Origin of the sequence: Rhodococcus artemisiae (genome assembly GCF_036327795.1) — a bacterium.
Classification (GTDB): Bacteria; Actinomycetota; Actinomycetes; order Mycobacteriales; family Mycobacteriaceae; genus Rhodococcus; species Rhodococcus artemisiae.
This window is the reverse complement of record NZ_JAUTXY010000001.1, coordinates 791,316-816,433: the sequence shown is the minus strand read 5'-3', so window position 1 is coordinate 816,433 and position 25,118 is coordinate 791,316. Positions and strand designations below refer to the sequence as shown.

Here is a 25,118-nt window from a genome sequence, read left to right as displayed (position 1 = left end):
ACACAGTTTTAGGATTGCGACAAGACCCCCGACAGACGGAGAAGTATGAGTAGTCCAGGATCCGAAGACGAGCTACCGCGTAACGTGCGGCTGGCGTGGGGTCTGAGCGGCCCCGGTACCCGGGGGCCGCGTCGGGGCCTGACGCTCGATCAGGTGCTCGACGCCGCAATCGCCGTTGCCAACACCGAAGGGTTCGAGGCACTCTCGATGAGCCGGGTCGCAAAGGAACTCGGGTTCACCACGATGTCGCTCTACCGTTATGTGGACAGCAAGGATCAACTCGTCGAACTCGCGTGGGACCGCGCGATCGGGCCGCCGCCCGAGTTGCCATCCGAGGGCTCCTGGCGGGAGCGTCTCGACGCCTGGGCAACAGCGGAGTACCGGGGGCTGCGCGCCTACAGGTGGTTGACCGAGCATCCGATCCGAACGGCTCCGTACTGGCCCAACAACATGCGCTGGCTCGACGCCGGACTGGGTGCCCTTTCGGCGACACTCCTGGACGAGGACGCGAAAGTGCAGATCGTCCTGACGATCTCGCTGTATGTCATCAGCCGTGCGCGGTTCTCCTGGGAACTCGAATCCTCTCTCGTGGACCACCGCCTGGACTACCCCACGGTGATGCCGCGCATCCTCGACCCGGAGAAGTACCCGTGGGTGCTCGCCGCGGTCGCCGCGGGAGCGTTCGATGATGACGAGGTCGACGACCTCGCGGCATGGCACGAACAGGATTTCCGATTCGGACTCGAGCGGCTGCTCGATGGAATCGACGTACTCATCGGACGTTCGGAGGCGACACGATGACAGATCTGGCCCAACGCATGCGCGAGCGCGTCAGCGCAGCGATGCCGGCTGCCCGGAACGAACTCGCGACCATGGTCGCCTTCCGCTCGGTCGCCGACCCGCGGCAGTTTCCCGTCGACGAATGTGCCGGAGCCGCAACGTGGGTGCGCGACGCGTTCGCCGCAGCCGGAATCGACAACGTCGAACTCATCGAGACCTCCGACGGGTCGCTCGCCGTACTCGGGCACACCCCGGCCCCGGCCGGCGCCCCCACCATCCTGCTCTACAGCCACTACGACGTGCAGCCCCCGGGCAACGAAGACCTCTGGGAGAGCCCGCCGTTCACGCTCACGGAGCGCGACGGCCGCTGGTACGGGCGTGGCGCCGCCGACTGCAAGGGCAACATCATGATGCATCTGCTCGCGTTGCGGGCGGTCCTCGCGGATGGGGTCCTGCCGGTGGGCGTGCGGATCGTCATCGAGGGATCCGAGGAAGTGGGCGGTGAGGGGCTCGACCACCTGGTCGAGGAACGACCGGAGCTGTTCCAGGCCGATCTCATCGTCATCGGCGACAGCGGCAACGCCGAAGTGGGAAAACCGACACTCACCACAACGCTGCGCGGGATCGCGAACGTCGACGTCCATATCGAGACGCTGAAGGGCGAAGTGCACTCCGGCATGTACGGCGGGGGAGCGCCCGACGCTCTCGCCGCATTGGTGCGCCTGCTCGGCACCCTGCGCGACGCCGACGGAAACACGGTCGTCGACGGTCTCGACACCACCGCGACATGGGACGGCGTGCCGTATCCCGAAGACAGGTTCCGCGACGACGCCGGTGTCCTCGACGGTGTGTCACTGCCGACCTCCGGGACGGTCGCCGACGCCGTCTGGGCCCGTCCTGCACTCACCGTGCTCGGAATCGATGCGCCGCCGGTCGTCGGCTCGGCCGCAGCGATCGTGCCCCGCGCGTCCGCGCGCCTGAACCTGCGGGTGCCACCCGGGATCGACGCGACCACGGCGCAGGACGCGCTCGTCGCGCACCTGGAAGCGCATGTGCCGTGGGGTGCCCACCTGCGGATCGAACGCGAAGCCGTCGGCGAACCGTTTCGCGCAGTGACCGACGGGCCCGGCTACACCGCGTTGCGCTCGGCGCTCGAAGCCGCGTACGGACGTGAGGTGGGCACCGCCGGACAAGGCGGATCGATCCCGTTGTGCACCGCACTCCAACGCGCGGTGCCGACGGCGGAGATCGCGCTGATCGGGGTCGAGGAACCTCGCTGTGTCATCCACGCACCGAACGAGAGTGTCGATCCGTCCGAGATCGAGAGCCTTGCCGTGGCGGAGGCGGTGTTGCTGAGCTCCCTGGCGGGTCCGGCCGAATAGTTACCGGCCGGCCCGGCCGGGTAGGTCAGACGGACAGATCGCGTCGCAGTTTTGCGACGTGCCCGGTCGCCCGCACGTTGTACTGGGCGACCTCGATCTTGCCTTCCTCATCGACGAGGAAGGTCGAACGGATCACGCCGGTGACGGTCTTGCCGTACATCTTCTTCTCCCCGAACGCGCCCCATGCGGTGAGGGTCGTCTTCTCGGGGTCGGAGAGCAGCGGGAAATTCAGTTCCTGGCTGTCGCGGAATTTGGCCAGTTTCGTGGGCTTGTCGGGGGAGATGCCGACCACGTCGAGTCCGGCGTCGCCCAGTTCGGCGAGGTTGTCGCGGAAATCGCAGGCCTGCTTCGTGCAGCCGGGCGTGCTCGCAGCGGGGTAGAAATAGACGATGACCTTGCGTCCGCGGTAGTCGGACAGCGACACCTCGTTGCCGTCGGCGTCGGCAAGTGTGAAGTCGGGTGCGGTGTCACCGGGGGAGAGTCTCCTGTTTTCCGTCATGTCCGCGACAGTAGTAGACCGTTCGTCCATTACCGTGGTCGCAGCACACTGCAGCGACTTTCTGGAGGATCACGTGGCTAGGGACACCGGCGACATCGAGCGGGACATCGAAAAGGCCCGCAACCAGCTCGCGAGCACGCTCGACGAACTGAGCCTCCGCGCGAATCCGAAGAACCTGGTGGCGAACACCAAGCAGACTCTTGTCGCGAAGGTCAACCAGCCTCAGGTGAAGAAGTACGCCGTCATCGCGGTGGGTGCAGTGGTGGGGCTGCTGGTGTTGCGCAAGGTTCTGCGCTGATTCATGAGTTCCGGTGAGTGCCCGCGTCGTTCTCGACGCGGGCACTCACCGTTTGTGCAACGACGGTTCGCCATGTGCCGCGCCGAGAAGTGTGACGTGATTCACTGGATGGGTCGGGGTCTGTCTTTGTTCGAAGGAGGCGACCGTCATGCGGGATCTTCAGCGGAGTGCACTACTGCTCCTGGCCACGATTCTCGCCACCGTCGTGTGGTTCGGATCCGGAGCTGCGGCCGCCGCGGGAACCGTCGCCGAGGCGCCGCCCGGCGGGGTCGGTGTCTCGGCGGTCGAACCGGCCGTCGGGGAGGTGGTCGGGGTCGGGCACCCGGTGATCGTGCGATTCGCCGCACCCGTCACGGATCGGGCAGCGGCCGAGAATGCGGTGCAGATCGTCACTGCCACACCTGTCGACGGGCACTTCTCCTGGGTGAGCGATCAGGAGCTGCAGTGGGTGCCGGACGGTTTCTGGCCTGGGAACACCGACGTCACCGTCCTCGTCGGTGGATCGCGGACCCACTTCCAGGTCGGTGATTCGTTCGTGGCGGTCGCGAATCGCTCGACCCATCAGTTCACGGTGAGCTTGAACGGTGAAGTCGTACGGACGATGCCGACGTCGATGGGCAAGCCGGGCTACGAAACGCCCGTCGGCACGTTCACGGTGCTCGAGAAGTTCCGGCACCTGGTGATGGACTCGTCGACGTACGGCGTGCCGATCGACGCGCCCGAGGGGTACCGCATCGACACCGAATATGCGGTGAGGCTCACATGGGGCGGCATCTTCGTGCACGCTGCGCCGTGGTCGGTGGACTCCCAGGGATACGCGAACGTCAGCCACGGCTGCATCAATCTCAGCACCGAGAACGCCGGCTGGTACTACGGGAACGTCAAGCTCGGAGATCCGGTGATCGTGGAAGGGTGATTCATTCGACAATGCCGAAAGAGCCCCATCCCGGTAGTGTTTCCCGGGTATGGGGCTCTTCGCTGTGCGCCATCAGGGACTCGAACCCCGAACCCGCTGATTAAGAGTCAGCTGCTCTGCCAATTGAGCTAATGGCGCTTGGTGTTTCTGTCTCCGGACCGTTGTCCCGGCGACGAAGAGAAGATTACACACCTTGGAAGATCGCGCCAAATCGCCTGTTCAGGGCTAATTCGTGGTTCTGTCGCTGTAACGAGCAGCAGGGCGGAGACGATTCGGTATTCGAACGTTATCGATGTCGGGGGGCGTCGAGAGGCCGGCTCGAAACATGGGCTGGCAGAATTATTTTTGCATGTGTTACCTGCAGTTATGGTGCCTGTGGGGAGGCGGGAGCGGAGAGTGTCAGTGCAACAACAACAAGCGACGGGTCCGCGTCGACGGCGGACCGTCGGCGTGCTGGGCCTCGTGATCGTCGGGCTCATGGCAGTCGTCACTGCGTGCTCGCCCGGTTCCGGCGGCGGGGCCGACGAGGTGCCGATCGACTCGAACCCACTCGCAGCGCTCATCAAGCCGACAGTGTCGGCAAGCGTGGAAGACGGCGGCGTCGGGTTCTCGCCGATCGACCCGGTGACGGTCTCGGTAGTCAACGGCAAGCTCGAATCGGTGACTCTGCTCAACCCCGATGGAGAGCCTGTCGCCGGTGCGATCGAGGACGACGCGACCTGGGTCAACACCGAACTGCTCGGCTACAACCGCCAGTACGTCCTCGAAGCCGTCGCGTACGGGCTCGGTGGTGCCACCACCTCCACCCTGTCGTTCACGACGTCGTCTCCGTCCAACCTCACTCAGCCGTACGTGATGCCCGGTGAAGGTTCCGTCGTCGGCATCGGTCAGCCGGTCGCGGTGCAGTTCGACGAGAACATCCCGAATCGCCTCGCCGCGGAAGAAGCGATCAATATCACGACGAACCCTCCGGTGGAGGGTGCGTTCTACTGGGTCAACAACCGCGAGGTGCGGTGGCGGCCCGAGAACTACTGGGCTCCCGGCACCACGGTCACGGTCGACGTGAAGGCATACGGCGAGGATCTGGGAGACGGACTGTTCGGCCAGTCCGATGTCAACACCTCGTTCACGATCGGCGACTCGGTGATAATCCGGGTCGACGACAACACCAAACAGGTGGTCGTCAACCGTAATGGTGCCGACGTGATCACGATGCCGACCTCGATGGGCAAGGACGACACTCCCACCCCCAACGGCGTCTACACGATCGGCGACCGGTTCGACCACATGATCATGGACTCGTCGACGTACGGCGTTGCCGCCGATTCGCCGCAGGGATATCGCACCCCGGTGGACTGGGCCACTCGCATGTCCTACAGCGGCATCTTCTTCCACTCGGCTCCGTGGTCGCTCGGCGACCAGGGCTACCGCAACACGAGTCACGGTTGCCTGAACCTGAGTCCCGCGAACGCCAAGTGGATCTACGACAACACGAAGCGTGGCGACATCGTGATCGTGAGCAACACGGTCGGCGGGGTGTTGTCCGGCACCGACGGGCTCGGCGACTGGAACGTTCCGTGGGAAACCTGGAAGGCCGGTAACGCGAATGCATAGCCGGTGACCCGAGTCGGAACGTGGCTCAGCGCCGTCGTGGCGCTGGGCCTCGTTGCTCCGCAGCTGTTCGCGTCGCAGATCGCGACGGCCGCTCCGGTACCGGTCACGTCGGTGGAGTCGGATCCGGGAACCCTCGTGTCGGTCGAATCGCTTCCCGCCGAACTCTCTCTTCCCGGCGTCGCCGTCGCCGAGAAGATCGAGTACCGCACCCAATGGCGTTCGGGTGAGCCCACCGTCGCCACGGGCGCGCTGTTTGTGCCGGAAGGCGACGCGCCCGACGGTGGCTGGCCTGTCGTCGCCTGGGCGCACGGGACCACCGGCGTCGGCGACGACTGTTCGCTGACGACCCGCACCCCGCGATCCGACGTCGAGAAGATGTATCTCGGGCACTGGCTCGATCAGGGATACGCGGTGGTTTCGGCCGACTATCCCGGTCTCGGTTCGGAGGGCCTGCACCGCTACCTCGATGGCCGGAGTGCCGCGAACAGCGTCGTCGACAGCGTCCGTGCCGGTCGCGCAGCCCATTCGTCCTTGTCCGATCGCTGGGTGGTGATCGGGCACTCGCAGGGCGGGCACGCGGCTCTGCACACCGCCGATATCGCGACGTCCCGGGCGCCGGAACTCGACTTCCGGGGCACCGTCGCGACCGGGGCTCCGGCCAACCTCGAGTCGGCCTTCACCCTCGGTTTCCCCGGGCTCCCGGATCCGGGCCTGTGGGGGCTCGTTGCGTTCAGCGGGTACCTGTTCTCCGGGGTGCGTGAGTCCTATCCCGATGTCGACATCAACAGTTACTTCACTCCGGCCGGGCAGGAGATCCTCGATCAGGCGGAGGTGCTCTGCTACGACGATCTCGATGCGCTGGCCCGGGGTGTGAACGTCGGCGAGTTGCCGGCGCGTCCGATGTTCGAGGGCGAGCTACCCGCCGTCCTCGCGGATTACCTGGCGGTCCCCACCTCCGGCTACGACCGCCCGATCTTCCTCGGCCACGGAATTCACGACGTCATGGTGCCGATCCCGTTGTCGGCGAAACTGGCCTCGGACATGACGGCGTCGGGTACGGATGTGGATTATCGCGTCTATATGGCGGGGCACTTCACGGCCATCGAACGGTCGATGCCCGACACGACGCCGTTCGTAGCACGCCTCCTCGCGCAGTAAGCCGTGGAGTAGACACAGCTGTTCGCACCGGTGATCTGTCTTTGTGTGCTAAATTTTGGCCATGCAGCCAAATACTGATCGTATTGGCCAGTCCCGCTCGTTCATCGAGGAGGCGCGGCGAGCTCAGATCGTGACGGCCGCTGTCGAGACGATCGCCGAGGTCGGCTACCGGCGCGCGTCGATGGGCCGGATCGGCGCCCGTGCGGGGATCAGTCGCGGGCTGATCTCGTACCACTTCGCGGGGAAGTCCGAGCTGATCAGCCAGGTGATCACCACCGTCTACAGCGATGCGGCCGCATTCATGACACCGATGATCGACGCCGAGACCACGCCCGCCCGCCAGCTACGGGCCTACATCGGCTCGAACCTGGAGTACATTCGCGCCTACCCGGCCCGGATGGTCGCAATCGTCGAGATCCTCACCAGCGGCGGCCTGGTCGACCTTCCCGACGCCGACCCGGCCGAGTTCGATCGGCAGATGCTGTTGCCGTTGGAGCAGCTGTTCTCGGAGGGGCAGAAGGCCGGCGAGTTCCGGGACTTCGACGTCACCGTCATGGCCCGGATCGTCCGAAGCGCGATCGACCTCGTTCCCACCGCGTTGTCCCGCGACCCCGACCTCGACATCGACCGCTACCTCCGGGAGATCACCACCGCGATCGACCACGCGACCCGGCCGGTCCCAGGCGCCGCGGAGCAGGCATGAAGCCCCTCGACGGCAAGGTCGCACTCGTGACCGGGGGTGCCAGTGGCATCGGTGCGGCCATCGCCCGCCGCTTCGCATCCGGCGGCGCTCGCGTCGTCATCGCCGACGTCGATCCGGCCGGGGAACCGATCGCCCGTGAGATCGGCGGAGCTTTCGTCCGCACCGACGTCACCCGGCGAGCCGACAACATCGCCGCGGTCCGAACCGCGAACGAACGATTCGGAAGCCTCGACATAGCAGTGCTGAACGCCGGAATCGGCGAACAGGGGGGCTTCGTCGACGACTTCCGGCCCGAGCACTACCGCGACCTGGTCTCGGTCAACCTCGACGGGGTGGTCTACGGGATGCACGCCGCACTGGAGGTGTTCACCGAACGTGGCTCCGGCGCGATTCTGGCCACCTCGAGCCTGGCCGGCTTGAGCGAGAGCCCGATGAACCCGCTCTACGCCGCCACCAAGCACGCCGTGATCGGGCTGGTCCGCTCGGTCGCACCGATCGTGGCCGACCGGGGAATCACTGTGAACGCGCTGTGTCCCACCTTCATCGACACCCCGATCCTCGGGGAGGCGATCCCGTTCATCAACGATCTCGGTGTGGCGGTCCTTCCGCCGGAGCGGGTCGCCGAGGTCGCCGAACGGGTACTGGTGCGCGGCGGAACAGGACAGGCGTGGCCGGTCGTGCCGCACGGCGAGCCCAGCCCTTTCGTATTCCCCGGCCTTCCATCGATCATGACCGACCCGAACTGACAGCACGGAGGCCGACCCATGACCATCCTCGCCCGTGCGCGCGACGCCACCCGCCGATACAACGGCACGACCGCGTTGGACAGCGTGTCCCTGGACATCCGGTCCGGGCAGGTGCTCGGGTTGCTGGGCCCCAACGGCGCCGGCAAGTCCACCTTGATCAACGTCATGACAGGTCTGCTGCGGCCCAGTTCCGGCAGTGTCGAACTGTGCGGCGCCGACCCGCGCAGCGAAGCGACGCGCCGTGTGATCGGCGTGACGCCGCAGGAGACCGGTCTGCCGGAGACCTGGCGGGTCGCCGAACTGGTGGACTTCGTCTCGGCCCACTTTCCCGACCCGGTGGACCGTACCGAACTGCTCGACCGATTCGACCTCACGGCGCTGGCCGACCGGCAGGCCGGCGGACTGTCCGGAGGGCAGCAGCGGCGGGTGGCGGTCGCGCTGGCCTTCGTCGGGCGGCCCCGGCTGGTGTTCTTGGACGAGCCCACCACCGGCCTCGACGTGGACGCCCGTCGCGCGCTGTGGGACGGCATCCGTTTCTTCCACGCCGAGGGCGGAGCTGTCCTGCTGACCAGCCACTACATCGAGGAAGTCGAGGCGCTCGCCGACCGGGTCGTGGTGATGGACCGTGGCCGGATCATCGCCGACGGCGGCATCGCCGAGATCCGCGGCCGGGTCCGGCTCAAGCGGGTCACACTGACCGACCCGGTGCTGCCCGAGTTGATCGGGGTCGCCTCGATCGAGCGAGACGCCGACCGCGCCCATCTGCTCACCAACGACGCCGGCGCGTTGGTTCGAGAACTGGTGACCGCCGGCGCGTCCTTCACCGACATCGAGATCGAGTCCGCCTCGCTGGAAGATGCCTTCCTGGCGATCACCAGTGATCGGCGGGGCACATGACCCGAAAGGTCATTCCATGTCCTCTTTGACCATGACCTACACCCAGCGGAACCTCGCCGAGAACATTCGCACGCCCACGATGTTCCTGACGGTAACGCTGGTCCCGGTCGGTGTGATGGTGTTCTTCGTCGTACCGTTCATCGGGCAGGATGCGGCGGCGATCACCTCGGCCACCGCAACCCTGGTGGTGTTCGGGGTGCTCATGGCCTGCGTCGGCCACTTCAGCGTCGCGATCGCGGCACAACGGGAGTCCGCTTGGGGACGCTATCTGCGTACCCTCCCAGGCGGAATCGCGCCGCAGATGCTCGGTTACCTACTGGTCGGGTTGGTGGTCGTCGCGGCGGCGATCATCCCGATCCTGCTGGTGGCCGGACTGTTCACCGCCGCTTCGGCCCCACCGCCGCGGGTGATGCTGGCGGCAGGGGCGCTGTTGATTGCGGTGGTGACCTTCACCCTGCTGGGGATGTCGATGGGTTACCTGATGTCGATGCGGGTGGCCGCAATCGCCAACACCATCGGTTTCCTGCCGCTGGCGGTGGCCGGTGGGATGTTCTTCGACGAGGCGGATACGCCGGAGATCATCGAGCAGATCGCGCCCTTCGTGCCCACCCGGGGCGCGACCGACCTGGTGTTGGTCGCGCTCACCGGGAAGTCCGTCGGACCGCTGTCGCTGGTGATGCTCGCGGTGTGGATCGTCGTCCTGGCCGGGCTCACCGTCTGGGGTCATCGCCGTGATCAGGTCCGCCGGTTCGACTGAAGCCGCATCACGGGTGATGACCGTGACACCACGGTAGAGGGTTCCTACTTCGACGCGATCGGGAGACGAGAGACCCCGACCGGATTCCGGTCGGGGTCTCTCTTCGGGGTGAGTGACGGGACTCGAACCCGCGACAGCCAGGATCACAACCTGGTGCTCTACCAACTGAACTACACTCACCATCGCATTCGCGTACGGTCTTCGACCGCGTGCGCTTGCGGTACAGATACTAGCGTGACTTCGGCGGAAAAGCCGAATCGCCTGGTCAGGCGGGTCCGAGGTCCTTCACGGTTGCTGCGATGTCGGCTGACGAGGGCCCGGGTTCAGGAACGAACACGGTACGCCGGTAGTAACGCAATTCGCGGATCGACTCCTTGATGTCGGCAAGCGCGCGATGCGAGAGACCCTTCTCGGGCTGGCCGAAGTAGATCCGCGGGTACCAGCGGCGCGTCAACTCCTTGATCGAGCTGACATCCACCATCCGGTAGTGGAGGAAGCTGTCCAGCTCGGGCATGTCCCTGGCGATGAAGGTGCGATCGGTTCCGATCGAGTTGCCGGCAAGGGGCGCGGTGCCCGGCTCGGCGACGTGTTCGCGGATGTAGTCGAGCACCAGCTTCTCTGCCTCTGCGAGGCCGACCGTCGAGCGGCGCACCTCCTCCGTGAGTCCGGACTTCGCGTGCATCTGCTGCACCACGTCCGGCATGGAGGCGAGTGCGTCGTCGTCGGCGTGGATGACGATGTCCACTCCGTCGCCCAGCACGTTGAGGTCGCTATCGGTGACCAGCGCGGCAATCTCGATCAGCTTGTCGCTGCCGATCCGCAGCCCGGTCATCTCACAATCGATCCATACGAGTTTGTCCTGCACGACTCACAGAGTAGCCAGACGCGTGAACGGTTAAGGTCGTCGGTGGGTGCGCCGAGGTCTGTCACACGTCGAGGGGAGATCGGATGACCGAAACTTCGCGACCGAGCACGACGATTGCCGACGGGTATGCCGTCGTAGGAGAGGCGCTCGAACTGGGCGCCGTCGTCCATGACGGCACGGTCGATCCTGCAGCGCATGTGCGGATACCACTGGCCACCCTGAACCGTCACGGGCTGGTTGCCGGCGCCACCGGCACCGGCAAGACCAAGACTCTGCAGCTGATTGCGGAGCAACTCTCTTCCTCAGGTGTGCCCGTCGTCGTGGCCGACGTGAAAGGCGACCTGTCGGGGCTGTCGGCGGCAGGTGAGACCACCGATGCGCTCGCGGCTCGTGCAGTGGACACGGGCGACGACGACTGGGATCCGACCGGCTTTCCCGTGCGATTCTATTCACTGGGTACCGAAGGGGTGGGGATCCCGGTTCGTGCGACCGTCACCGCGTTCGGACCGATCCTGCTGAGCAAGGTGCTCGAGCTGAACGCGACCCAGGAATCCACGCTGGGGCTGATCTTTCACTGGGCCGACAAGAACGGTCTTGCGTTGCTCGACCTGAAGGACCTGCGCCAGACCATCGCGCACCTGACGAGCGACGAGGGAAAAGCGGAACTGCAGGGGATCGGCGGGGTGTCCAAGGCCACGGCGGGTGTGATCCTGCGCGCGATCGTCAACCTGGAGGCCGCAGGCGGCGATACGTTCTTCGGGGAGCCCGAACTCGAAACCGAAGACCTGCTCGACGTCGTCGGTGGGCAGGGAATGCTCAACCTGATCGAACTCGGTGATCAGGCGATGCGCCCGCAGTTGTTCTCCACGTTCCTGATGTGGCTACTGGCCGACTTGTTCCAGGCGCTGCCGGAAGTCGGCGACCTCGACAAACCGAGGTTGGTGTTTCTCTTCGACGAGGCCCACCTGCTGTTCGCGGATGCTTCGAAGGCGTTTCTGCAGCAGGTCGAGCAGACGGTGAAGCTGATCAGGTCGAAGGGTGTCGGCGTGATCTTCTGCACCCAGCTCCCGACCGACGTTCCGAACGCGGTGCTCTCGCAACTGGGCGCCCGCGTGCAGCATGCGCTACGAGCATTCACTCCGGATGATCAGAAGGCACTGGCGAAGACGGTTCGCACCTATCCGACGACCGAGTTCTACGACCTCGAGGAAGCTCTCACGGCATTGGGGACCGGTGAGGCCATCGTGACAGTGCTGTCCGAAATGGGTGCCCCGACGCCCGTCGCGTGGACGCGGATGCGTCCGCCGAGGTCGCTGATGGACACGGTCGGCGAGAACGCGATGCGGGCGGGCGCTCAGGCGAGCCCGATGTACGGGAAGTACGGCCGCACCATCGACCGGGAGTCGGCGTACGAAAAGCTCACCGCGACGGTGTCGGGTGCACCGAACAACGATCCGGAGTTCGAGGTGCCGCCGCAGCCGGACTACTCCGGAGGACAGGCACCGGCCGAACCTCCCGATGACGGGCCGTCCATGGTCGAGCAGGTGCTCGGCAACAGTGCGGTCAAGGGGTTCCTGCGTTCGGCAGCATCGGCAGCCGGCCGCCAGATCTCACGAAGCATCTTCGGGACCGGCCGGCGCCGACGCCGGTAGCCCTCACACCTTCGCAGCGACGCGGGGTGCGGCAGGGCGTTGCATGCTCGGAGTGGACAGTCGATCGGGTCGTGCGGTGACGACTTTCTCGCCGGGCCCTGCCTTCGATTGCTTCTCGAAATCGTTGCACAGGAACGATTCCCTGGAATCATCGAGGATCTCCAGCCACGGCGCCGGGAGCGGCGGTGCGGTGGTCCCGGTGAGGGTCGACGTGTAGCTGCGGTTGCGGTAGCCCATGATGTCGTTCTTCTTGTCCTTCTTCCACTGCTTGAACACCTCACCCTGGCGCTCCACGTGGAACTCGGGGTAGTCGGTCGGATCGACGAGGTCGCGGATGTAGGCGGCCTGGAAGTCGATGTCCTCGATCGGGTTGCTCAGAGCCTCTTCGCGGGTCCGCCATGACTCGATGTCTGCGTTGCGTGTGTCGAAGTCGGGCAACGCGATTCGGCCCAGCATCACGTCGCGTGCGTACCAGGCCTGCGCGTCGAACATGTTGAACGTGAAGTACTGGTCCTGCATCCCGAGGTACATCAGGCGCGGGTTGTCCTGGAAGAAGATGCCCTTGTAGATGTTCCGCGGGTACAGCCGGTTGTCGGTGCGCAGCCGCAGATCGTCGGGCAAGAACGGGAAGTGGTGCTGGTACCCGGTGCAGAGCACGATGGCGTCGACCTCGCGGGTGCTGCCGTCCTTGAAATGCGCAGTGTTGCCGTCGACATGGGTGAGAAGCGGCACCTCGGAGAACACATCGGGCCAGTCGTGTCCCATCGGCGCGGATCGGTAGCTGAAGGTGACCTCCTCCGCGCCGTACTTGTAGCACTGGGTTCCGATGTCCTCGGCCGAGTAGCTGCTGCCGACGAGAAGCAGTCGCTTGCCGGCGAATTCGGCGGCGTCGCGGAAATCGTGCGCGTGCAGGACGCGACCGGGGAACCGGTCGAGGCCCTCGAACTCGGGCACGTTCGGAGTGGAGAAGTGCCCGGTGGCGACGACGACGTAGTCGAACTCCTCGGATTCCAGTCGGCCCTTGTCGTGATCCATCACGGTGACGGTGAACTTCGCGGTCTGCTCGGAGTATTCGACCCACCGGACAGCTGTGTTGAACCGGACGTACTTGCGTACATCGCTTTTCTCGACCCTGCCCATGATGTAGTCGAGGAGGACCTCGCGGGGCGGGTACGAGGGGATGGTTCGTCCGAAGTGCTCCTCGAAGGAGTAGTCGGCGAACTCGAGGCATTCCTTGGGGCCGTTGGACCACAGGTACCGGTACATGCTCGCGTGAACGGGTTCGCCGTGTGCATCGAGCCCGGTACGCCACGTGTAGTTCCACATGCCACCCCAGTCCGCCTGCTTTTCGAAACAGACGATGTCGGGGATGTCGTCGAGACCGGCTTTCCGTGCTGCCTCGAAGGCGCGCAGCTGTGCGAGCCCACTCGGTCCTGCTCCCAGAATGGCGATCTTCGGCGACAAGTTGATTCTCCTGTGTTTGTGAAAAGTTTCCGTAGCTACTTTGTTAACACAGTTGGTTAGTTGTGGGAATTATCGGCACGCACGCCGATCGAGCCGAGCTTGACAGCAACGCCGCAGGTGGAAGCGGGTGCGCCCGTCCACGGATGACGGCGCAGTCGCGTGATAGGGATCACCGTAATGTGGCGATACCGGCGACCGATGCGGGGTTGCACCGGTCGCCGGTCGGGAAGTGAACAGGGGGAGGAGTCAGCCTCCGAGCTTCTTGTAGAACGCCCCTGCGATCGGTGCGGAGATCGACCGCGGAGAGAACTGGCCGGCCGCCGACATCGCTTTCGAGATCAGGCCCGGAACGATACGCATCCGGTTCTGTGCCAACGCGTCCAGCGACACTTTTGCGGTGTGTTCACTCGAGATCCACAGGAAGTCGGGAACGAGCCGGTCGACGATCGATGCCTCGGACGGATCAGGTTCCTCGGTGCGCACGGGTCCCGGCGCGAGCAGCGTGATGTTCACGCCGCTTCCCTTGAGCTCTCCGCGAAGAGATTCGGAGAAGGTGTTCACGAACGCCTTCGTCGCCGCGTAGGTCGCATTGTTGGGTATCGCCATGTTGCCTGCAGCGGACCCGACCATGAGGATCGCCCCGGACTTGCGCTCCACCATCCCGGGAAGGACCGCCAGCGTCAGATCGTGCACGGCAACCGCATTGAGCTCGACCTGTGCCCGCTCGTAGGACGGATCCAGCTCGGACACGGGGCCGAACGTAGCGATACCTGCGTTGTTGCAGAGAATGCTGATCCGCCTCGTCGACAACTCGTCGACGAGGCCGGAACGTGAATCGCGGTCGGACAGGTCGCACGCACGTACGTCCACTTCGACGCCGTGTGTGGACCGGAGCTCGCTCGCGAGCTCCTCCATGACGTCGCCTCGTCGGGCGACGAGGATCAGCGAATGCCCGCGCGCCGCGAGCTCGGTGGCCAGGGCCTCGCCGATACCGGAGGAGGCTCCGGTGACGACGGCACGGGCATCGGGGTGGGGGGTCGGCAGAGTCACGGTCAGTCAGCCTAGCGGGACGTGGGCGACTCGTCGCCCGAGCGGCCGACCCTGCCGCTGGTCACGTGTTCTTCTTGTCCTTCTTCGCCTGACGTCGCGCACCCGCGGCGATCGTCGATGCCTCGTATTTCTTGCGGCCGGACGAATCGCGGGTGGAATCGACGCGCGACTTTCCCTCCGATTTCACCTTGCCTTTGCCCTTGCCTCCTGCGCCGTCCGACGACACCGGGGAATCGCTCCGTGCGAGCGCCAACCGCTCTTCCTTGAGCTCCAGGGCGGACTGGCGTGCCACCGTGGCAAGTCGCCGGCTGACCCGCGCAAGTGCGTCCTCGAACAACTCTGCCTTACCGGCATTGCGCTGGTTCGCTGCCCGGCCGGACGCGCGGGATTTCTTCTTCCCGACCTTCTCGGCACCGCTTCTGCGGTAGAGCTTGACGTACTTGTTGCGCGCCCGGCGGGTCCGGGTGTGCAGGTCGATGAGGTCGTCTTCGGCGAGTTCGGCAATCTGCGATTTCTTCGTTTCCTGAATGAGAACGAATTCGTCCTCCGACAACGTGTTGACAAGCTTTGCCATATCGATTCCGATCGTCGCGAGAGTTCGCTGTTACGCAGCAGACTATCGGAATGGACATGTCGGCGAACGGTGTTCGATCGGTCTTTCTCGTATGGGAGAGCGGAGATCGTTTCGACCGGAATCGCGGTCGAACGAGAGAGGGGTCGGTCGTCCCCCCACGATGACCGACCCCTGCACCCGGAGACCTGATTCCGGGCGAGATCTATCCCGCTGCGTACTCGACGACAGCGTCGCCGGGTGCGTCCGTGGTGGTGTAGGACGGCCCGAAGTATTCCTGGATACCGCCTCGGACCTGATTGACACGCGCGCCGCCGGCGCCCGAGTGGTCATCGGCCGAGAAGCGGAACGGAACGAGGTTGGGTCCGTCGAAACCGTTCCCGGTGATCGCGGCGACGATCGATTCTCGGGTCGGGTTCTCACCGGCGGCCTCGAGCGCCTGCACGAACAGATGCGCCATCGACATTCCGTAGACGATGTTGCCGTCGAACTCGGCCCCGCCGTTGTACTTGTCGTTGATTTCCCGGAACCGGGTGGTCCACTCGTCGTCTTCACTGAAGTGCGACGGCAGATAATTGGTGCTCAGCAGGCCTTCCGCGAGGGGAGCGGCCTCACCGAGCGTCTTGGACAATGTCACGAGGTCGCCGCCCACCGACGCGGTGGTCCACTGCGGAGCGAACCCCAGGCGGCCCGCGGTGCCGATCGCCAGCGCGGTGAACCCGGGGATCGTGGCGAGCATGACCACCTCGCATCCCGCGGCCTGAAGGGCTCCGATCTGGGGTGCGACGTTGGTGTTGCTCGTGGAGTAGGTCTGGCGTTCGCCGACGTTCTCGGCGCCGACGATCTGCTCGACCCCATCGAGGTAGTCGGCTCCGAAATCGTCGTCCTGGCCGAACGTGCAGATCTTCTTCCCGGGAAGGTTCTTGTCGACGTAGTCGGTCATGACTTTCGCTTCGACCGTGTAGTCGGCGTTGTATCCGAAGGTCAGCGGGTACTTGTCGGGCTGGTTCCAGGTTCGCGACCCGGACGCGACGAAAAGGTCGGGCACGCCGTTGGCGTTGAGGAAATCGAGAACACCCGAGTGTGTGGGTGTGCCCAGGCCGCCCAGGATCGCGAAGACCTGGTCCTGCAGCACCAGTTCGCGCACCACCTGCTGGGTGTTCGCCGGGTTGTAGCCGTCGTCGAGCACCTTGTATTCGATGGTGCGTCCGTGCACACCTCCCTGCTCGTTGACGTGGTCGAAGTACGCCTGGGTCGCGGCCGGGATCTTCGAGTAGCCGGCCGCAGCGGGTCCGGTCATCGGCATGTGGGTGCCGATGAGGACGGATGTGTCGGTGATGCCGGTGGTGTCGCCCTCGCCTGCGGAACCGCCCGTTGCGCTGGTGCCGCTGCCGCATCCGGCTGCGGTGAGAGCCGCGGTCGCCGCGAGTGCGACGATCGGGATCAAGTGTCGCCGGGATCTGATCATCGGTGTGCCTCTGCTTTCGATGTGGTGGAGACGGGAACGGGCGCGGGAGCCGAACCCGATCGGTGGCGCGGGGAGCGCCCGCGCGGTGACACGGCGTGCACAGCGCGTGAGAACAGACCCTGAAGGCCTGCGGGAGCTACGAGAACGACGGCGATCACGGCAAGGCCGAACAGCGCAATCGCGAGATTGCCGTCGAGGCGCTCGGCCACCGCCGGCGACATGTGCAGAGAATCGGTGACTGCTGCGACGAGTGCGGGCAACACGACGAGCAGGACCGCACCCCACACCGCGCCGAGAAGAGAACCGAGGCCGCCGACGACCACACCCATGAGCAGGAACAGCGAGAACGTCACACCGAATGCACCGGGCGACGCGCTCTGCGTCACCATCGCCAGAACACCGCCGCCGAGCCCCGCGGCTCCGGAGCTCGCCACGAAGGTGGCGATCTTGGTGCGGGTGACGTCGATTCCGGCGAGTCGGGCGGCGATCTCGTCGTCGCGCACGGCCTGCATCCGTCGCCCGAATTCGCCGGAGGTCAGGTTGGAGAGCGCGAGGACGGTCATTGCCGCAGCGAGAACCGCGATGGTGGCGTGCCACTGCTCGACGGTGAACAAGGCGGCGATCCCACTCGGTGGGCCTTCGACGTACGCCCACAGTCCCTGATCTCCGCCGAGTAGCCCCGAGAACGTGGTGGTGATCGACGGGATCGCGACGACGAGGGCGAGGGTGAGACCTGCGAGATACGGGCCGTGCAACCGCGCGGCGGCCGCACCGACGATCACTCCCACGACCGAGGTGATGGCAACCGCGGCGGCAAGGGGGACGAGCAGTACCGCGATCCCGGTGGCGCCCGCGTCGCCCATACTGTTGGCGGTGAGTGCGAATGTGTAAGCACCGCATGCCATCAGCGCTCCGTGGCCCAGGGAGAGCTGACCATTGCGCCCGATGAGCACCGTCAATCCCGCTGTGGCACACACGTACGCGGCGATCGTGGCCAGCTGGTAGTTGCGGAACGGCGGTAGCACGAAGACCGCGACGATCACCACTGCGGTCGCGCCGACGATCCACGCGGTGCGTTTCACCGATGCGGCGAGTTGTGTCGACAACATGTCAGACCTGCCTTGTCGCTGTGCCGGAGAAGATGCCCAGGGGTCGGATCAGGAGGACTCCGAGCAACACCAGGAGCACGGCGATCGGCGCGATGCTCCCGCTGAGGTAGCCGCTGACGTAGCCGAGCAGCAGGCCTGTGACCAGGCCGCCGATGACTGCGCCGACCGGGCTGTCGAGTCCGCCGATCACCGCTGCCGTGAACGCGAAGATGAACACGAGGTCGACGGCGTGGGGGTTGAGTCCGAGTTCGGTGGGGACGACGAGCAGAGCCGCCAGGGCTCCGACGGCGCCGGCCAGGGCCCAGCCGAGGGTGAGCATCGCCGAGACCTTCACACCCAGCAGCCGCGACACGTCCGGTGAGAACGCGGATGCGCGCATCTTCAGGCCGGTGTCGGTCCGTGTGAACAGGTACGCCAGCGCGAGGACCACGATGCCGACCGTGATGAACACGAACAGGTCGTAGGGGGAGAGCAGCGCTACGTCTCCGAACCGGAACGGCTCGCGGCTGAACGGCATTTGCATCGGACGGAAGTCGTTACCGTAGATCATGCCGAGCACTGCGTGCAGCACCATCACCACGCCCAGCGCAACGATGACGGCGGCCAAGGGGCGGTTGGGGTCGAGGCGGCGCATGAGCACCCGTTCGACGAGCGCTCCGAGTACGAATCCGCCTGCGATGGCGGCGATGAGGCCGTACCAGTACGACCCCGTCGCAGAGGTGACCGAGTATGCGATGTAGGTCGTGGCTGCTGCCATCGCACCCTGCGCGAAGTTGATCACCCGGGTCCCGCGCCAGATGAGGACGAGAGCGAGGGCGAACGCGGCGAACACGGCTCCGCGGGCGAGACCATCGACGGTGAGAAACAGGAATCTGTCCATGGTGCCTCCTCAGAAACCCAGGTATGCGGTGCGGAACTCGGGGTCGTGCGCGAGCTCGGCGGCGGATGTGGCGACTGCGACGCGCCCCAGCGACAGCACGATCGCCTGATCGGAGATGGGGAGCGCGCTGTGTGCGTTCTGCTCGACGAGCACGACCGTGAGTCCGGTGCGGTCGCGCAGGTCGCGCAGGGTGGTCATGATCAGGTCGACGATGCGCGGGGCGAGTCCGAGCGAAGGTTCGTCGAGCAGAAGCAACGTCGGTCGTGCGACGAGTGCGCGGCCGATCGCGAGCATCTGTCGTTCCCCGCCGGAGAGTTGGTGCCCCGAGCTGTCGCGGCGCCGGGCGAGCGGCTCGAACATCTCGTACATCTCGGCGACTGCGCGGGCGGCGTCGGCGCGGTCTTTTCGCCACAGGCCGCCGAGCCGGAGATTCTCATCGACGGTGAGTTCGCCGATCACGCCGCGTCCTTCGGGTACGTGGGCTACACCGTGGTGCACGAGCTTCTCGGTGGGGACCCCTCGCAGGGAGGTGCCGGAGACGCTGATCGTGCCTTGGACGGCAGGGAGTGACCCGGAGAGTGCACGCAGCAGTGTCGTCTTGCCTGCGCCGTTGGGGCCCACCACAGCAGCGATCGTGCCTGCGGGTACCTCGAAGCCGACGTCTTGGAGGACGGGCACCGGACCATAACCTGCCGTGAGGTTTTCGACCTGGAGCAGTGGACTGCTCATGAGGCCTCCCGGTCGCCGAGGTAGGCCTGGGCAACTACGGGATCGGCTTTGATCTCGTCGGGTGTGCCTTGCGAGATCACCCGGCCGAAGTCGAGGACCGCTATGTGGTCGCATACGGACATGATCAGGTCGACGTTGTGCTCGACGAGCATGACGGAGACGACGCTGTCCGCGCGCTGCGGCAGTGCTCTGATGAGCTCGCGTAGGTCGTCGATATCGGCTTGATCGAGCCCGCCGGCGGGTTCGTCCAGAAGTATCAGTGTGGGGTCGGAGATGAGTGCGCGCGCCAACGCGACTTTCTTCGCGACCGGATACGGCAGTGCCGGTGGGAGCGCGTGTGCGTAGCTGCCGATACCGAATTCGTCGAGCAGTGCAGAGGCCTCGCCGACGGCCTGTCGGTTGCTGCGGGCCGCGAACGGTAGGCCGAGTAGACCGGCGGCGAACGGAGAGCGGTGTCGTCCGGAGGCACCTGCGGTGACGTTGTCGAGGGCTGTGAGCCCGGCGAACAGGCCGAGACCCTGGAGGGTCCGGGAGACACCTCGGGCGGAGAGTCTCTGTGGGACAGGGGCGAACGGCCGTCCATCGAACGACATGGAGCCGTCGCCCGGGCGGATGAATCCGCAGATGACGTTGAAGAGTGTGGTCTTCCCCGCGCCGTTCGGCCCCATGATCCCGACGACGGATCCGGCAGGGACCTGCAGGGACACGTCGTCGAGCGCGACGATGCCTCCGAACCGGACTCCGATACCGGTGAGTTCGAGACGTGAGGTATCAGCAGCGTCGGTGCGAAAAGGAGTCTGTATCTGCACTGAAGATGCACCTTCTGGTTCGTGATTCGGCACCGAGGCGTCGAATCGAAGTTGAAGTTGAGATCGACATCACTTTCGGCGAAAGGTTACAACACTGTGGGTGTAGATTCCTACTGTCAGATGAAAGTTCTCAGAGTGGGCGGCGAAGTTCTCGACGTGGACGGCGCACCCGGGCGCGTGGTACACGGTCGTGCGCCCCCGCGCTGGCAGACTGTGTGGATCGAGAAGTGTTACGAACGAAACGAGGAAGTGTGGGGACGAACGGCTCCGACGGCCGGACCGCACGGGCCGAACGCACCCGCCGGTTGGTGATCGAGGCTCATATTCGACTTATCGAGAGCGGTGAACTGAAACCCACCGGCGGGCAGATCGCAGAGGCGGCGGGGGTGTCGTTGCGCGCGTTGTGGGCCAACTTCACCGATCTCGAAACGCTGTTCGCCGCGACAGGAGAGGAAGTCCTGCGCCGTCAGGATTCGCAGTTCGTGCCGGTATCTCCGGAGCTGAACCTGCCGGACCGGATCGATGCGTTCTGCTCCCAGAGGGCGCGCCTGCTCGAATACGTTGCGCCGCAGGCACGTGCCGCAGGGCTTCGTGAAGCCGTTTCGCCCCAGCTCCGCGCGAATCGATTGCTGCACATCAATCGTGTGACCGACGAGATCGAGGTCCTGTTCGCGCGCGAGCTGGCGATGTTGACTCGACACCGACGCGCACAGATCGTGCAGGCGCTCGGGATCGCGTCCACCTGGGCGTCCTGGTCGGTACTGCGCGACGAGTACGAGCTCACTGTGGACGACGCGATCGCGGTCATGCGCCAATCGGTTTCTGCGCTCCTCGCGGCGTCCGTTCACCTCGCATTGGGGTGAAGCACGCACTGGTCGAGCTCACAGATTGCGAGGTCCGCCGGTGGATCTCAACTTTCGCTGGGCTCGGCGTCCCTGCGCCACCATGAGCGGTACGGTTTTCAGGCCGAACCGAGGAAACGTGTCACCCAACCGGACGAGCAATCCACGCCACCGTGGGATCGTCGTGACCAGCCGCGGCGAGTCGAGCACCGTGCGCACCGCATCGACGACTTCGTCGGGTGCGAGCAGCTTCCCGGAGAACGACAGCGCTGAGGCCGGATCGTCGAGCTTGTCGTGCAGCATCGGTGTCCAGATACCATCCGGGCAGATGCACGAGATGTCGATGTCGGTGATGCCTGCAAGCCGGAGGTCGGCCACCGTGCTCAGGCTGAAACCGAGCGCTGCGTGTTTGGACGCCGCATATACCGCTTCGCCGGGCACCGCGGTCAGGCCGGCGAGCGACACGACGTTGACGACGTGACCGCCGCCGTTGCCGCGCATTGCCTCGATGGCCGCAACGGTTCCGTTGATCGCGCCGAGTGCATTGACCTCGATGATCAACCGGCGGGCCGCCTCGTCCTGTTCCCAGGCCGGGCCGGTGAGCAGGACTCCGGCGTTGTTCACCCACACATCGAGACGTCTCGCGCGTTCGACGATCGCGTCGCGCGCGGTTTCCACCTGGGTGTGGTCGCGGACGTCGACGGCAAGGGCTGTGGTGCCGCCGCCGAGTTCGTCGGCCGTGTCCTGCGCAGTTGCCAGGTCGACGTCGGTGACCAGAACTTGGTAGCCGCACTCGACGAGGAGAGCGGCGATCTTCTTGCCGAGACCGCGACCGGCGCCCGTGACCACCGCGCCCGCATGAATGCGGCTCATCGCCGACCGGCCTTGATCTCGCCGTATTCGATACCGCCGTGGACGTAGGTCGGTACGACAGGCCACTGCCGTTTCCGCGGAGCGAGTTCGCTCAACGGCAGGATCTGGAGCCAGCGTAGGTCTGCTGTGCAGGGGTCGGCCAAGGTCTTCTCCTTGATCATCGAATCGTTCTGATCGAGCGAATCTTCCAGGCTACTGGCATTGGGGTAGATCTCGCGGCCGATTGTTCGTGGTAATTGCGCACACCGGGAATCCGTGAGAGTTCGGGTTGCCAGTTGTCCAGGGAGATACCGTTTTCCGGCGATACCCACACTCCGTCCGGAGTGTTGACGACGAGCGAATGGTTGCCGTCGGTGTGGCCGGGCGTCCACAGCAGTGCGATGCCCCGGCCGAGCTCGATGTCGCCGTCGAATGTCACGAACTTCGCCGGGTCCACCCCGTTGAGTCCGCCGTCGACGTACCACGCCCGCGCACTGCAGCGCTGCTGCCACCGTCGACGACTCCTGGATCGCCAGTGCCAACGGGCCGAGGACGCTCAGGTGCTGCAGCGCCGCCGGCCTCAGGCCGAGGTCAGGGCAGTGGAGTTCGGAAGCTGCGGTGTCGAACATCAAGTCGTGCGCGTCGATCGGGATGAGTTCGTCGTCGGAGGCGATGAGGTCCGGGGACAACGCGAACCGCTTCAGTAGCCGATTCGGGTCGCCGCCGAGTTCTTCGACCGGCGACGTGAATCCGCGAAGGCCGGCAGCGCGGGTCACCGGGACCATGACACGAAAGACAAGCTCTGGGGCGCGCAGTCGCATCGTCGTCCGGTCACTCATAAGCTGCGGGGCATGAACACACACACGGACGTGAGACCCGGCATGGGTGCTGACGCGACACGGCGGCAGGTCTTCGCGTGGGGCCTGTGGGACTGGGGCTCGGCAGCGTTCAACGCGGTGATCCTCACCTTCGTGTTCTCGGTGTACCTGACCGATGCCGTCGGGGATGATCTTCCCGGGTCGATCTCCGCGAGTACCTGGCTCGGTTGGGCGCTCGGCATCGCAGGATTCGCCATCGCCGTACTCGCGCCCGTGTCGGGGCAGAAGTACGACGCGACCGGCCGACGGAAGCGCTCACTGGGGGTTCTGACCTTCGTGACGGTGGTGTTGATGGCCGGAATGTTCTTCGTTCGGGACGACCACCACTACCTGTGGCTCGGACTGGTACTCCTCGGCGCCGGCTCGGTGATCTTCGAACTCGCCAATGTCCCGTACAACGCGATGCTCAGTCAGGTCTCCACCGAGAAGAACATCGGTCGGGTCTCCGGATTCGGCTGGTCCATGGGTTATTTCGGTGGGATCGTGCTGCTTCTGCTGTGCTATACGGGATTCATCGCAGGCGACGGCGACACCCGAGGCTTCCTGTCGATCACCACCGACGACGGACTCAACATCCGACTGGTGGCGTTGCTCGCTGCGGTGTGGTTCGCGGTGTTCGCCCTGCCCGTATTGTTCGCTGTGCCCGAGAAGCCCCATCAACGCGCCGACGACGAACGTCGGGTGGGTTTCGTCGAGTCGTATCGTGTGCTGTGGAGCGACCTGAAGGAATTGTGGAACGAGGACCGGCGCACTGTCGGTTTTCTCGGCGCGTCCGCCTTGTTCCGCGACGGACTCGCCGGGGTGTTCACTTTCGGTGCCGTCCTCGCTGTCACCGTGTACGAGATCAGCGCCGCCGACGTGTTGTTGTTCGGTGTGGCCGCGAACGTGGTGTCGGCGCTCGGTGCGCTCGCGGCAGGCCGCATCGACGATCGGGTCGGGCCGAAGGCGGTCATCGTCGCCTCATTGGTTTCGATGATCGCGGTGGGGGCGGTGCTGTTGGTGGTGTCCGGACCGTTGATGTTCTGGATATTCGGACTTCTGCTGTGCCTGTTCGTCGGCCCCGCACAATCGTCGGCGCGTACTTTCCTCGTCCGCATCACCCCGGTCGGCCGCGAAGGGCAGATGTTCGGCCTCTATGCCACTACTGGTCGCGCGGTGTCGTTCCTGGCGCCGACGCTGTTCGGATTCTTCGCGTGGTGGTTCGGCGCGGACCGGGCGGGCATCGTGGGGCTTCTCCTCGTGCTGGCGGCGGGCCTGGCCTCGTTGCTCGCGGTGCGTGCACCTGAACGCTCAGTCGTTCGCTGAGAGTGCGCCGACCACCTGCTCCGCCGCATTGCGGTGGCCCGCTGCGTTGGGGTGTAGCGGGATACCAGGCGAGGTCGGAACGATCCCTTCCATCCACCGCTCGTCGGGGGTGGCGCACGAGTCGTGCCCGATCGTGGACGTGCGAAGGTCCACGAATTCGGCCCCGGCCGCACCGACCTGCTGGGCCATCACCGTGTTGAGCCGGTCGATCTTGGACTGCAGGTACGTGGCGTCCTGCGGCCACATCTGTTGCTCTGGAAAACAGCCACCGTCACGGATACCCGTCGGGTAGCCGACGAACAGGATGTCTGCGTGCGGCGACCGGGCCCGGATCTCTTCGACGATCGTGGTGTACGTGGGTGCGAAGGCATCGATCGCGGCGTCGTACGGATCGGGGCGGTCGGGATTGTCTTCCGCGCAGGACACACCTTGCGGGGGAGCGGCTGAATTGATGCAGGAAATGGCCAACTGTACGAGGCCGATGTCGTTTCCGCCGATCCCGACCGTCACCAGGTCGGTGTCGGGCCGCAATGCGTCGTATTGCGGTGCGATGTCGGCTCGGGTGACGACGGAGATCTGAGTGCCCCGGAGATCTTCCGAGACGGCACCGCCGCACGACGCATCGACGAAGTCGCCGACACCGATCGCATCCGCAACCAGGCTCGGATAGTTGACCGCGGATCTGCCACATTCGGGGCCCGAGCCCTGTGGTGGGATACCCGGGCCGGCGACGAACGAATCACCCAAGGCGACATACGAATTGTAAAACGACTGAGCCAACGCCGGTGTCGGCGCCACCACACTCACTGCAGTGGCTGCAACCACCGCGACGGCAGCCGAAGCCGCGCGACTCCCCATCGATGATCGGCGCATGTGACCCCCTGTTGTCCGATC

At 65.4% G+C, this 25,118-nt stretch carries 26 protein-coding genes and 2 tRNA genes; 13 read left to right on the top strand and 15 right to left on the bottom strand.

Annotated elements, in window-relative coordinates; translation table 11 throughout:
- The first annotated feature begins 45 nt into the window (after positions 1 to 45).
- Together Q7514_RS04015 and Q7514_RS04010 are read left to right on the top strand one after the other, a co-directional pair.
- Positions 46 to 801: a TetR/AcrR family transcriptional regulator gene (locus Q7514_RS04015; RefSeq protein WP_330131923.1), complete on the top strand. Its 756-nt coding sequence runs from the start codon at positions 46 to 48 to the stop codon at positions 799 to 801.
- Positions 798 to 2,162 (top strand): dipeptidase, encoded by a 1,365-nt coding sequence (locus Q7514_RS04010; RefSeq protein WP_330131922.1) that lies wholly within the window; start codon positions 798 to 800, stop codon positions 2,160 to 2,162. The genes Q7514_RS04015 and Q7514_RS04010 overlap by 4 nt, the downstream gene beginning before the upstream one ends.
- A gap of 25 nt (positions 2,163 to 2,187) precedes the next feature.
- Here the strand turns inward: Q7514_RS04010 and bcp are convergent, their stop codons facing one another.
- On the bottom strand, positions 2,188 to 2,661 hold the full coding sequence (bcp, locus tag Q7514_RS04005) for a thioredoxin-dependent thiol peroxidase (protein WP_330131921.1): 474 nt from the start codon (positions 2,659 to 2,661) through the stop codon (positions 2,188 to 2,190).
- A 73-nt stretch (positions 2,662 to 2,734) separates the two neighbouring features.
- Here bcp and Q7514_RS04000 point away from each other — a divergent pair, with 73 nt between their 5' ends.
- Together Q7514_RS04000 and Q7514_RS03995 are read left to right on the top strand one after the other, a co-directional pair.
- The gene (locus Q7514_RS04000) at positions 2,735 to 2,959 is read left to right on the top strand and encodes a DUF3618 domain-containing protein (protein WP_054720792.1); all 225 of its coding nucleotides are present in this window, start codon (positions 2,735 to 2,737) and stop codon (positions 2,957 to 2,959) included.
- Between the two features lie 148 nt (positions 2,960 to 3,107).
- Positions 3,108 to 3,875: a L,D-transpeptidase gene (locus tag Q7514_RS03995; protein ID WP_330131920.1), complete on the top strand. Its 768-nt coding sequence runs from the start codon at positions 3,108 to 3,110 to the stop codon at positions 3,873 to 3,875.
- 65 nt (positions 3,876 to 3,940) lie between these two features.
- Here the strand turns inward: Q7514_RS03995 and Q7514_RS03990 are convergent.
- Positions 3,941 to 4,013: transfer RNA gene (locus tag Q7514_RS03990), tRNA-Lys, on the bottom strand.
- A gap of 339 nt (positions 4,014 to 4,352) precedes the next feature.
- On the opposite strand from Q7514_RS03990, the gene Q7514_RS03985 reads away from it, so the two are divergent.
- From Q7514_RS03985 to Q7514_RS03960, 6 genes are all read left to right on the top strand, one after another.
- Positions 4,353 to 5,489: a L,D-transpeptidase gene (locus Q7514_RS03985; protein WP_330132017.1), complete on the top strand. Its 1,137-nt coding sequence runs from the start codon at positions 4,353 to 4,355 to the stop codon at positions 5,487 to 5,489.
- Positions 5,490 to 5,492: 3 nt separating this feature from the next.
- The gene (locus Q7514_RS03980; protein ID WP_408016023.1) at positions 5,493 to 6,647 is read left to right on the top strand and encodes an alpha/beta fold hydrolase; all 1,155 of its coding nucleotides are present in this window, start codon (positions 5,493 to 5,495) and stop codon (positions 6,645 to 6,647) included.
- 61 nt (positions 6,648 to 6,708) lie between these two features.
- Positions 6,709 to 7,350, top strand: coding sequence for a TetR/AcrR family transcriptional regulator (locus Q7514_RS03975; RefSeq protein WP_330131919.1), 642 nt, complete (start codon positions 6,709 to 6,711; stop codon positions 7,348 to 7,350).
- Complete coding sequence (locus Q7514_RS03970; protein WP_330131918.1) at positions 7,347 to 8,096, top strand: SDR family NAD(P)-dependent oxidoreductase; 750 nt, start codon at positions 7,347 to 7,349, stop codon at positions 8,094 to 8,096. Before Q7514_RS03975 ends, Q7514_RS03970 begins: the two co-directional genes overlap by 4 nt.
- Positions 8,097 to 8,114: 18 nt before the next feature.
- Positions 8,115 to 8,993, top strand: a complete 879-nt coding sequence (locus tag Q7514_RS03965; RefSeq protein WP_330131917.1) for an ABC transporter ATP-binding protein — start codon at positions 8,115 to 8,117, stop codon at positions 8,991 to 8,993.
- A gap of 16 nt (positions 8,994 to 9,009) precedes the next feature.
- Positions 9,010 to 9,750, top strand: coding sequence for an ABC transporter permease (locus Q7514_RS03960; RefSeq protein ID WP_330131916.1), 741 nt, complete (start codon positions 9,010 to 9,012; stop codon positions 9,748 to 9,750).
- Positions 9,751 to 9,857: 107 nt separating this feature from the next.
- On the opposite strand, the gene Q7514_RS03955 is transcribed toward Q7514_RS03960, so the two are convergent.
- Together Q7514_RS03955 and orn are read right to left on the bottom strand one after the other, a co-directional pair.
- A tRNA-His gene (locus Q7514_RS03955) sits at positions 9,858 to 9,930 on the bottom strand.
- A gap of 85 nt (positions 9,931 to 10,015) precedes the next feature.
- Positions 10,016 to 10,615 (bottom strand): oligoribonuclease, encoded by a 600-nt coding sequence (gene orn, locus Q7514_RS03950; RefSeq protein WP_330131915.1) that lies wholly within the window; start codon positions 10,613 to 10,615, stop codon positions 10,016 to 10,018.
- A gap of 83 nt (positions 10,616 to 10,698) precedes the next feature.
- Between orn and Q7514_RS03945 the strand changes: the two genes are divergently transcribed.
- Positions 10,699 to 12,267, top strand: coding sequence for a helicase HerA-like domain-containing protein (locus Q7514_RS03945; RefSeq protein ID WP_330131914.1), 1,569 nt, complete (start codon positions 10,699 to 10,701; stop codon positions 12,265 to 12,267).
- 3 nt (positions 12,268 to 12,270) lie between these two features.
- Here the strand turns inward: Q7514_RS03945 and Q7514_RS03940 are convergent, their stop codons facing one another.
- The 8 genes from Q7514_RS03940 to Q7514_RS03905 form a co-directional block, all read right to left on the bottom strand.
- Positions 12,271 to 13,731: a flavin-containing monooxygenase gene (locus tag Q7514_RS03940; RefSeq protein WP_330131913.1), complete on the bottom strand. Its 1,461-nt coding sequence runs from the start codon at positions 13,729 to 13,731 to the stop codon at positions 12,271 to 12,273.
- Between the two features lie 246 nt (positions 13,732 to 13,977).
- Entirely contained in the window at positions 13,978 to 14,781 is an 804-nt protein-coding gene (gene cmrA / locus Q7514_RS03935) for a mycolate reductase (protein WP_330131912.1), read from the bottom strand.
- A 61-nt stretch (positions 14,782 to 14,842) separates the two neighbouring features.
- A complete protein-coding gene (locus tag Q7514_RS03930) occupies positions 14,843 to 15,355 on the bottom strand; it encodes a hypothetical protein (RefSeq protein ID WP_330131910.1) in 513 nt (170 codons plus the stop codon).
- 202 nt (positions 15,356 to 15,557) lie between these two features.
- Positions 15,558 to 16,820, bottom strand: a complete 1,263-nt coding sequence (locus Q7514_RS03925; protein WP_330131909.1) for an ABC transporter substrate-binding protein — start codon at positions 16,818 to 16,820, stop codon at positions 15,558 to 15,560.
- A complete protein-coding gene (locus Q7514_RS03920) occupies positions 16,817 to 17,929 on the bottom strand; it encodes a branched-chain amino acid ABC transporter permease (RefSeq protein WP_330131908.1) in 1,113 nt (370 codons plus the stop codon). The genes Q7514_RS03925 and Q7514_RS03920 overlap by 4 nt, the downstream gene beginning before the upstream one ends.
- Position 17,930: 1 nt before the next feature.
- Positions 17,931 to 18,809, bottom strand: coding sequence for a branched-chain amino acid ABC transporter permease (locus Q7514_RS03915; protein WP_330131906.1), 879 nt, complete (start codon positions 18,807 to 18,809; stop codon positions 17,931 to 17,933).
- 9 nt (positions 18,810 to 18,818) lie between these two features.
- Positions 18,819 to 19,538, bottom strand: a complete 720-nt coding sequence (locus tag Q7514_RS03910) for an ABC transporter ATP-binding protein (RefSeq protein ID WP_330131905.1) — start codon at positions 19,536 to 19,538, stop codon at positions 18,819 to 18,821.
- Entirely contained in the window at positions 19,535 to 20,347 is an 813-nt protein-coding gene (locus tag Q7514_RS03905; RefSeq protein WP_330131904.1) for an ABC transporter ATP-binding protein, read from the bottom strand. The genes Q7514_RS03910 and Q7514_RS03905 overlap by 4 nt, the downstream gene beginning before the upstream one ends.
- A 251-nt stretch (positions 20,348 to 20,598) precedes the next feature.
- Between Q7514_RS03905 and Q7514_RS03900 the strand changes: the two genes are divergently transcribed.
- The gene (locus tag Q7514_RS03900; protein WP_330131903.1) at positions 20,599 to 21,210 is read left to right on the top strand and encodes a TetR/AcrR family transcriptional regulator; all 612 of its coding nucleotides are present in this window, start codon (positions 20,599 to 20,601) and stop codon (positions 21,208 to 21,210) included.
- An 18-nt stretch (positions 21,211 to 21,228) separates the two neighbouring features.
- On the opposite strand, the gene Q7514_RS03895 is transcribed toward Q7514_RS03900, so the two are convergent.
- Positions 21,229 to 22,062, bottom strand: coding sequence for an SDR family oxidoreductase (locus Q7514_RS03895; protein WP_330131902.1), 834 nt, complete (start codon positions 22,060 to 22,062; stop codon positions 21,229 to 21,231).
- Positions 22,059 to 22,817: an AraC family transcriptional regulator ligand-binding domain-containing protein gene (locus tag Q7514_RS03890; protein WP_330131901.1), complete on the bottom strand. Its 759-nt coding sequence runs from the start codon at positions 22,815 to 22,817 to the stop codon at positions 22,059 to 22,061. Before Q7514_RS03890 ends, Q7514_RS03895 begins: the two co-directional genes overlap by 4 nt.
- A gap of 75 nt (positions 22,818 to 22,892) precedes the next feature.
- Between Q7514_RS03890 and Q7514_RS03885 the strand changes: the two genes are divergently transcribed.
- On the top strand, positions 22,893 to 24,224 hold the full coding sequence (locus tag Q7514_RS03885; RefSeq protein WP_330131900.1) for an MFS transporter: 1,332 nt from the start codon (positions 22,893 to 22,895) through the stop codon (positions 24,222 to 24,224).
- Here Q7514_RS03885 and Q7514_RS03880 read toward each other — a convergent pair.
- Positions 24,210 to 25,097 carry an SGNH/GDSL hydrolase family protein gene (locus Q7514_RS03880; RefSeq protein WP_330131899.1) on the bottom strand — a complete coding sequence of 296 codons (888 nt, stop codon included), beginning with the start codon at positions 25,095 to 25,097 and terminating at the stop codon, positions 24,210 to 24,212. The two genes, Q7514_RS03885 and Q7514_RS03880, sit on opposite strands and share 15 nt — an antisense overlap.
- Between the last annotated feature and the right edge of the window lie 21 nt (positions 25,098 to 25,118).

Bases quoted from the DNA above. Each gene is read 5' to 3' on its own strand.
- Q7514_RS04015 (WP_330131923.1), top strand. From the start codon at position 46: ATGAGTAGTCCAGGATCCGAAGACGAGCTACCGCGTAACGTGCGGCTG.
- Q7514_RS04010 (WP_330131922.1), top strand. From the start codon at position 798: ATGACAGATCTGGCCCAACGCATGCGCGAGCGCGTCAGCGCAGCGATG.
- bcp (WP_330131921.1), bottom strand. From the start codon at position 2,661: ATGACGGAAAACAGGAGACTCTCCCCCGGTGACACCGCACCCGACTTC.
- Q7514_RS03995 (WP_330131920.1), top strand. From the start codon at position 3,108: ATGCGGGATCTTCAGCGGAGTGCACTACTGCTCCTGGCCACGATTCTC.
- Q7514_RS03985 (WP_330132017.1), top strand. From the start codon at position 4,353: ATGGCAGTCGTCACTGCGTGCTCGCCCGGTTCCGGCGGCGGGGCCGAC.
- Q7514_RS03975 (WP_330131919.1), top strand. From the start codon at position 6,709: ATGCAGCCAAATACTGATCGTATTGGCCAGTCCCGCTCGTTCATCGAG.
- Q7514_RS03970 (WP_330131918.1), top strand. From the start codon at position 7,347: ATGAAGCCCCTCGACGGCAAGGTCGCACTCGTGACCGGGGGTGCCAGT.
- Q7514_RS03965 (WP_330131917.1), top strand. From the start codon at position 8,115: ATGACCATCCTCGCCCGTGCGCGCGACGCCACCCGCCGATACAACGGC.
- Q7514_RS03960 (WP_330131916.1), top strand. From the start codon at position 9,010: ATGTCCTCTTTGACCATGACCTACACCCAGCGGAACCTCGCCGAGAAC.
- Q7514_RS03945 (WP_330131914.1), top strand. From the start codon at position 10,699: ATGACCGAAACTTCGCGACCGAGCACGACGATTGCCGACGGGTATGCC.
- Q7514_RS03930 (WP_330131910.1), bottom strand. From the start codon at position 15,355: ATGGCAAAGCTTGTCAACACGTTGTCGGAGGACGAATTCGTTCTCATT.
- Q7514_RS03925 (WP_330131909.1), bottom strand. From the start codon at position 16,820: ATGATCAGATCCCGGCGACACTTGATCCCGATCGTCGCACTCGCGGCG.
- Q7514_RS03920 (WP_330131908.1), bottom strand. From the start codon at position 17,929: ATGTTGTCGACACAACTCGCCGCATCGGTGAAACGCACCGCGTGGATC.
- Q7514_RS03915 (WP_330131906.1), bottom strand. From the start codon at position 18,809: ATGGACAGATTCCTGTTTCTCACCGTCGATGGTCTCGCCCGCGGAGCC.
- Q7514_RS03910 (WP_330131905.1), bottom strand. From the start codon at position 19,538: ATGAGCAGTCCACTGCTCCAGGTCGAAAACCTCACGGCAGGTTATGGT.
- Q7514_RS03895 (WP_330131902.1), bottom strand. From the start codon at position 22,062: ATGAGCCGCATTCATGCGGGCGCGGTGGTCACGGGCGCCGGTCGCGGT.
- Q7514_RS03885 (WP_330131900.1), top strand. From the start codon at position 22,893: ATGAACACACACACGGACGTGAGACCCGGCATGGGTGCTGACGCGACA.
- Q7514_RS03880 (WP_330131899.1), bottom strand. From the start codon at position 25,097: ATGCGCCGATCATCGATGGGGAGTCGCGCGGCTTCGGCTGCCGTCGCG.